This window comes from Streptomyces lothianensis (assembly GCF_047779955.1).
In the GTDB taxonomy this organism is placed as follows: domain Bacteria; phylum Actinomycetota; class Actinomycetes; order Streptomycetales; family Streptomycetaceae; genus Streptomyces.
Genome location: NZ_JBLMKT010000054.1, coordinates 22,309 through 29,836 on the forward strand (window position 1 = coordinate 22,309; position 7,528 = coordinate 29,836).

The 7,528-nt window shown below is 71.2% G+C and carries 5 protein-coding genes; 3 read left to right on the forward strand and 2 right to left on the reverse strand.

Annotated elements, in window-relative coordinates; genetic code table 11:
- The first annotated feature begins 247 nt into the window (after positions 1–247).
- From ACLF6P_RS18965 to ACLF6P_RS18975, 3 genes are all read left to right on the forward strand, one after another.
- Positions 248–2,317, forward strand: coding sequence for an ABC transporter ATP-binding protein (locus ACLF6P_RS18965; RefSeq protein WP_415951684.1), 2,070 nt, complete (start codon positions 248–250; stop codon positions 2,315–2,317).
- A complete protein-coding gene (locus ACLF6P_RS18970; RefSeq protein WP_415951686.1) occupies positions 2,314–4,164 on the forward strand; it encodes an ABC transporter ATP-binding protein in 1,851 nt (616 codons plus the stop codon). The genes ACLF6P_RS18965 and ACLF6P_RS18970 overlap by 4 nt, the downstream gene beginning before the upstream one ends.
- Before the next feature lie 386 nt (positions 4,165–4,550).
- A complete protein-coding gene (locus ACLF6P_RS18975; RefSeq protein ID WP_415951687.1) occupies positions 4,551–6,593 on the forward strand; it encodes a M4 family metallopeptidase in 2,043 nt (680 codons plus the stop codon).
- A gap of 212 nt (positions 6,594–6,805) precedes the next feature.
- Here the strand turns inward: ACLF6P_RS18975 and ACLF6P_RS18980 are convergent, their stop codons facing one another.
- Both ACLF6P_RS18980 and ACLF6P_RS18985 read right to left on the reverse strand, forming a co-directional pair.
- Positions 6,806–7,180, reverse strand: coding sequence for a type II toxin-antitoxin system VapC family toxin (locus ACLF6P_RS18980; RefSeq protein WP_415951688.1), 375 nt, complete (start codon positions 7,178–7,180; stop codon positions 6,806–6,808).
- 7 nt (positions 7,181–7,187) lie between these two features.
- Complete coding sequence (locus ACLF6P_RS18985; protein ID WP_415951689.1) at positions 7,188–7,430, reverse strand: type II toxin-antitoxin system Phd/YefM family antitoxin; 243 nt, start codon at positions 7,428–7,430, stop codon at positions 7,188–7,190.
- Between the last annotated feature and the right edge of the window lie 98 nt (positions 7,431–7,528).

The window sequence follows — 7,528 nt, forward strand, 5'->3', positions numbered from 1 at the left end:
CTGTCGTTTTGTCTCATGTTGTCCCCCAACGACGGGCCCCCTCCCGGGGAAACGTCAGGGCGGGGCCGGTTGGGGGCAACCGGGGAAGACGGGGGTCCGCCGGGGCATCGTCCGGGGCGCGGTGGCGTGGTGCCGATCCGGGGGCGGGGCGAAGGGTCCGGGACCGTGCGCGGTGAGCGGTCGGTTCCCGGTCGTAGGACCAAAAACCGATGGGGATTGTCAGTGGCGAAGCCTAATCTCGCTCCTGATGCCCACCACACCTGCCGCTCCCACCGCCACCCCGCACCGACGGTCCGCCGTGCGCTGCCTGCTGCGCCTGTGGCCGTACGTACGACCGGTGCGCGTGCGCCTGTTCACGGCGGCCTTCATCGCGATCCTCGCCTCCTGCGTGGGTCTGGTCATCCCGCTGGTCCTGAAGTGGATGGTGGACGGTCCGGTCGCCGAGCGCGACCCGGGCGGGGTGTGGCTCGGCGCGCTGTTCGTGCTGCTGCTCGGGCTCGGCGAGGCGGTGCTCTTCGGGTTCCGGCGCTGGCTGGTGGCGCGGCCGCTCGCAGGCGTCGAGGCCTCGATGCGGGCGGATCTGTTCCGGCATCTGCAGCGGCTACCGGTCACCTTCCACGACAAGTGGCCCTCGGGGCAGCTGCTTTCGCGCGGCACGACGGACCTCATGCTGCTGCGCATGTTCCTGGCGTTCCCCCTGACCTTCCTGCTGGTCAACGGGGTGACGATCCTCGTCGGTGTGATCATCCTCCTCGCACAGGACTGGGGCCTCGGCCTGGTGCTGCTCGCGCCCGTCGTCCCGATGGTCGTCGTCTGCTCCGCCTTCGAGCGGCGGTACGCGAAGATCGCAAGGCGGGCGCAGGACCAGGTGGGCGATCTGACGACGGTGGTCGAGGAGTCCGTGCTCGGCATCCGGATCATCAAGGGCTTCGGGCGGCACCGGGCCCAGGCCCGCGACTTCGCCTCGCTGGCCCGCACGCTGCGCGGCACGGAGCTGGGCAAGGCGCGGCTGCTCGCGACGATCTGGGCCGTGATCGTGCTGCTGCCCGAACTCGCCATCGGGGCGGCCCTGGTGCTCGGCACGGTCCAGGTGGCCGACGGGACGCTCTCGGCGGGCACCCTGGTGGCGTTCCTGTCGACGGCGCTCGCGCTGCGCTGGCCGGTGGAGTCGATCGGCTTCCTGCTCGCGATGAGCCAGGAGGCGGCGACGGCGACGGAGCGGTACTTCGAAGTGCTCGACGCGGAGCCGGAGTCCTCGGAGCTGCCCGGCGGCGAGGTGCGCGGGAGCGCAAAGGGTACGGGCGCCGTGCGCGTGGACGCGGGCGGCACGGAAGCGGACGGTACGGAAGCGGACCGTGCGGGGCCGGACCGTCCCGAGCCGGGCCCCGCAGGCGGCGGGCTCCGCTTCGAAGGCGTCCAGTTCCGATACCCGGACGCCGCACCGGACAGCATCCCCAGCCTCGACCGGATCGATCTGCACATCCGCCCCGGCGAGACCATGGCACTGGTCGGGGCGACCGGCAGCGGCAAGACGACGCTCACCGCGCTCGTGCCCCGGCTGCACGAGCCGACCGGCGGCCGGATCACCCTCGACGGCGAGGACATCACCGCCATGCCGCGCGAGCGGCTGCGGGAACTCGTCGCGGTGGCCTTCGAGGAACCCACCCTGTTCTCGGCGAGCGTCGGCGAGAACGTGCTGATGGGCGCCGCCCACGCCACCGCCGACGATCTGAGGCGCGCGCTCGCCGTCGCCCAGGCCGACTTCGTGCACGCTCTGCCGCAGGGCGTGCACACCCAGGTCGGCGAGCAGGGCCTCAGCCTCTCCGGCGGGCAGCGCCAGCGACTCGCGCTCGCGCGCGCGGTGGTCGGTCAGCCGCGCTTCCTGGTGCTCGACGACCCGCTCTCCGCGCTCGACGTGCACACCGAGGCGCTGGTGGAGGCGGCGCTGCGCGAGGTGCTCGCCGAGACCACCGCGCTCGTCGTCGCGCACCGCCCGTCGACCGTGCTGCTCGCGGACCGGGTGGCGCTCCTGTCCGGCGGCCGGATCACCGCGGTGGGCACACACCAGGAGCTGCTGCGGGACAGCGCGGAGTACGCGTGGCTGATGTCGGGGGCCGAGGAGGACACGTATCCGGGCGGCCCGGAGGGCTCGTCCCCGGGCACCCCGCTCACCGACGGCCCGGACGGCTCGCATACGGACGGCTCGCATACGGACGGCTCGTATACGGACGGCCCTGATTCAGACAGCCGGGTCGGCCCGGAGGACCCGTACGCGGACGGCCTCGACGATCTGACGTACGCGAAGGAGAACCGGTGACGACCACACTGGACAAACCCGCCGAAGCCACCGAGCAGCCGGCGGGCGATCCCTTCGACCGGGACGCGCTGCCCGCACCCGAGGGCGCGACGGGCTCGCTCCTGCGCTCCCTGCTCGCGCCGCTCAAGGCGCGCGTCGCACTCACCGCCGTCCTGCTCCTGCTCAAGGAGGCCGCGGTGCAGGCGGGCCCGCTGCTCGTCGCGTACGCCATCGACCGCGGCGTACCGGCGCTCAGGGCCGACGACACCGGACCGCTGATCGCGATCGCCGCCGCCTACGCCCTGTGCTCGCTGGGCGCGGCGGCCCTGCAGTACGGCTTCATCCGCTCCTCCGCCCGCGTCAACCAGGAGGTGCTGCTCGATCTGCGCGGCCGGATCTTCCGCCATGCGCAGGCCCTGTCCGTCGACTTCCACGAGCGCTACACCTCGGGCCGCCTCATCTCCCGCTCGACCACCGATGTCGAATCGCTGCGCGAGCTGCTCAGCGAGGGCCTGCAGGAACTCGTCACGGTGGTCCTCTCCTTCGCCTTCATCTCGGCGATGCTCCTCTGGCTGGACCTGGGGCTCGGCGGCGTCGCGGTCGCCTCGTTCGTGCCGCTGTACCTGCTGGTCCGGCTGTACCAGAAGCGCGCGGGGCGGATCTTCCGGAAGCGGTCGACGACGATCGCCGCGGTGATCGTGAAGTTCGCGGAGACGATGAACGGCATCCGCCCGGTGCGCGCCTTCCGCCGCGAGCGGGTCAACGACGAGGAGTTCGCGGTCCTCAACCGCCGCCACGAGCGCACCAACGGGGACGCGCTCCTGGAAATGGCCCGCTATGTGGTCGGTTCGCGGATCGTCGCCAATACGGCCGTGGCCGGCATCGTGCTGTGGGGCGCCTACCGGGTGGCGGACGGCACGCTCGCCCTCGGTGTGCTCGCGGCCTGTGTGCTCTATCTGCGCCGGCTGTACGACCCGATCGACCGGCTGGGGATGTTCCTGAACTCGTACCAGTCGGCGGGCGCGTCCCTGGAGAAGATCGCCGGTCTGCTCGCCCAGACCCCTTCGGTCCCCGAGCCCGCCGAGCCGCGCCCGCTGCCTGTGAAGCCGTTGCGCGCGAGCGAAGCGCCGGGCCGCTCGGTCACGTTCGAGTCGGTGAGCTTCCGCTACCGCACCGGCGGCGAGGTCCTGCCGCGCTTCGACCTGCACCTGCCCGCCGGACAGACGGTCGCGGTCGTCGGCTCCACCGGCGCGGGCAAGTCCACGCTCGCCAAGCTCCTGGCCCGGTTCTACGACCCCTCCGAGGGGCGGGTCCTCCTGGACGGGGTGGACCTGCGGGATCTGGCCGTCCCCGAACTGCGCCGCGGGGTCGTCATGGTCACCCAGGAGGCCTTCCTGTTCTCGGGCACGATCGCCGAGAACATCGCGATCGGCCGGCCCGAGGCCAGCCGCGAGGAGATCGAGCAGGCCGCGAAGGCGATCGGCGCGCACGCGTTCATCACCGCGCTCCCCGACGGCTACGACACGGACGTACGCAAGCGGGGCGGCCGTATCTCCGCAGGCCAGCGCCAACTCGTCGCCTTCGCACGGGCCTTGCTCGCCGACCCGGCGATCCTGATCCTCGACGAGGCGACCAGCTCCCTGGACGTACCGGGTGAGCGGGCGGTGCAGGAGGCGATGCGGACGGTGCTGCACGGCCGCACGGCGGTCGTCATCGCCCACCGTCTTTCCACGGTCGCGATCGCGGACCGGGTCCTGGTGATGGAATCCGGCCGAGTGGTCGAGGACGGGCCACCGGCCGAACTGATCGGCGGTGCCGGCCGGTTCGCCGATCTGCACCGGGCCTGGCGGGACAGCCTCGTGGGCTGAGTGCCCAGGTCAGGCGCCACTGGTGACGGCGGCGGTACGCACTCGCGTACCGCCGTCGTCGGCGTTCGACGACGCGTCGGGCGCGGACACCTTCCGTATACCGAACAGACGCCCCCGCACAACGGACTGTTTCCGGCCAAAGTCTTGACGCGCCCCTGACAGGGGCTCGGCCCACCTGCCACGCTTCACACGGACCGGTGCGCCCCGTCCCTCGCGTCACCGGCGCATCGGTAGGCAACTCCGCACCATGCTCCGCCTGTTCAGCAAGCCCGGCCGGTTCGGTCCGGCCCCGCCTGTACAGCCCGTTCTGCCCGTTCAGACCGTTCGGCGACACCTGCCGTCCGGTGGTCCGGCCGTCGACCACGGCCCCGCAGAAGGAGTCAGTGTTGAGATCCACCCCCCACGTCCGCAGACCGCATCGCCGCGCCAGAGCGGCCGGCGCTCTGCTGTCCGCCACCGCCCTGCTCGCCCTCGGATTCCAGGCCGGCACCGCCAACGCCGGTCCCCAGGCCGCTCCCGTCGCCGGGAAGGCCGACCCGGGCGCCCTGCCCGCCAAGCTCTCCCCCGCCGAACGCGCCGAGCTGATGCGCGAGGCCAACGCCACCAAGGCCGAGACCGCCAAGGATCTCGGGCTCGGCGCCAAGGAGAAGCTGGTCGTCCGCGATGTCGTCCAGGACCGGGACGGCACCACGCACACCCGCTACGAGCGCACCTACGACGGGCTGCCCGTCCTCGGCGGTGACCTGGTGGTCGCCGCGGACTCGGGTGACACCCGGTCCGTGACCAGGGCATCGAACGCGAAGCTGAGCGGGGTGCGCACCTCCGCCAAGCTCGCCGCATCGGCCGCCGAGCGCCAGGCCGTGGCCGCCGCGAAGGCCGAGGGCTCGAAGCAGACGGCCGCCGAGCGGGCGCCGCGCAAGGTGGTCTGGATGGGCGGCGAGGGCGCCCCCACCCTCGCCTACGAGACGGTCGTCGGCGGACTGCAGCACGACGGGACGCCCAACGAGCTGCATGTCGTCACCGATGCGGCGAGCGGCGAGAAGCTGTACGAGTGGCAGGCCGTGCAGACCGAGGGCACCGGCAACACCCAGTACAGCGGCCAGGTCCCGCTCGGCACCTCCCAGTCGGGCGGCAACTACACGCTCAACGACGCCGCGCGCGGCAGCCACAAGACGTACAACCTGAACCACGGCACGTCGGGCACCGGCACCCTGTTCTCGGGACCGGACGACGTCTGGGGCGACGGCACCCCGCAGAACGCGGAGACCGCGGGCGCCGACGCACACTACGGGGCCGCGCTGACCTGGGACTACTACAAGAACGTGCACGGCCGCAGCGGAATCCGCGGCGACGGCGTGGGCGCGTACTCACGCGTGCACTACGGCAACGCCTACGTCAACGCCTTCTGGTCGGACAGCTGCTTCTGCATGACCTACGGCGACGGCTCCGGCAACGCCAAGCCGCTCACCTCGATCGACGTGGCCGCGCACGAGATGACGCACGGCGTCACCTCCAACACCGCGGGCCTGATCTACAGCGGCGAGTCCGGCGGGCTCAACGAGGCGACCAGCGACATCATGGCCGCCGCCGTGGAGTTCAACGCGAACAACTCCTCCGACCTCGGCGACTACCTCGTCGGCGAGAAGATCGACATCCGGGGCAACGGCACGCCGCTGCGCTACATGGACAAGCCGAGCAAGGACGGCAACTCCAAGGACTACTGGTACTCGGGCATAGGCAACATCGACGTGCACTACTCGTCGGGCCCCGCCAACCACTTCTTCTACCTCCTCTCCGAGGGCAGCGGCACCAAGACCATCAACGGCGTCAACTACGACTCGCCGACCTCCGACGGCCTGCCGGTCACCGGCATCGGCCGCGAGAAGGCCGCGCTGATCTGGTACAAGGCGCTGACCACGAAGTTCGGTTCGCGGACGAACTACGCGGGCGCGCGCACCGGAACGCTCGCCGTCGCGGGTGAGCTGTACGGGACCTCCAGCGCCGAGTACGCGGCCGTGCAGGACGCGTGGGCCGGCGTCAACGTCGGCGAGCGCTCCGACGGCGGCGGCGGTGGCGGCGACGGGGACACCTACGAGAACACCACTCCCGTCTCGATCCCCGACAACGGCCCGGCCGTGACCTCGTCGATCACCGTCGACGACCAGGCCGGCAACGCCCCGTCCGACCTCAAGGTCACCGTGGACATCTCGCACACCTGGCGCGGTGACCTCGTGGTGGACCTGGTGGCACCGGACGGCACGGTCCGCAATCTGAAGCCGGCCAGCTCCTGGGACTCGGCGGACGACGTCCGCGAGACGTACACGGTGAACGCCTCCTCCGAGACCGCCAACGGCACCTGGAAACTGCGGGTCCAGGACAAGGCCAGGTGGGACACCGGCCAGATCAACAGCTGGAAGCTGACCTTCTAGCCTCCGCGCGGCCCAGGTCCTTCACGACCTGGGCCGCCCACGACTCAGGCCCCCCCGCGACTCAGGCCGCCCACGACCCAGGCTGCGCGCACCCTGGGCCGCGCAACGCAGACGAGCCCGCTGCCGGAAACGGCAGCACCGCCAGGAGCCCCGGGCCTCTTCCCCCACAGAGCCCCGGGGCTCCACTGCATCCACGGCCTCGCCCCGTCGGCTCAGACGGCAAGCACCGGCACGTCGTAGTGCGGGATCCACTTGTCCCGGGTCACCAGAGTCATGCCCTCGATCTGCGCCTGCGCGACGAGGAGTCGGTCGAACGGGTCGCGGTGGTGGTGCGGGAGCCGGCCGGCGCGCACCCCGTGACCGGCCGTGACCGGCAGGCCGGTGAACTGGCCGTCCCGCGCCCGTTCGGCCAGGTCGGCCGGGCCCTCCACCTTGCCCAGCTCCTGCTTGATCGCGATCTCCCAGGGCGATACGGCACTCACGTATACGGCCGGTTCGGAATCGAGCAGGTCCTTGATGTCATCGGCGAGCTCCGGCGAGTCGCCGAGCCACCACAGGAAGACGTGCGTGTCGAGGAGCAGGCGCATCAGCGCATCAGCGCATCCCGAAAGCGTCGGCGATGTCGTCGGGCAGTTCGTCGAAATCGTCGGCGATACGGATCTGTCCGCTCAGCGAGCCCCTGCCCGTACGCCGCACCTTCGGCCGCAGCGGAACCACCTTCGCCACAGGCTCACCCGCCTTGCAGATCACGACCTCCTCGCCCACTGCGACCTGCTCCAGTATCCGGGAGAAGTGCGTCTTCGCCTCGTGCACGTTGTACTGCCGGGCAGCCTCCACGGCGACCTCCGACTTGGCGGGAGCGACTGGACCAACTGGTGGACTACTGAGGTTGAACTCGTGGTGTCGCTCGATCGTTCAGGCGGGTTTGATGGTCA

Coding starts and splice junctions, on each gene's coding strand:
- ACLF6P_RS18965 (WP_415951684.1), top strand. CDS start 248: ATGCCCACCACACCTGCCGCTCCCACCGCCACCCCGCACCGACGGTCC.
- ACLF6P_RS18980 (WP_415951688.1), bottom strand. CDS start 7,180: ATGCGCCTGCTCCTCGACACGCACGTCTTCCTGTGGTGGCTCGGCGAC.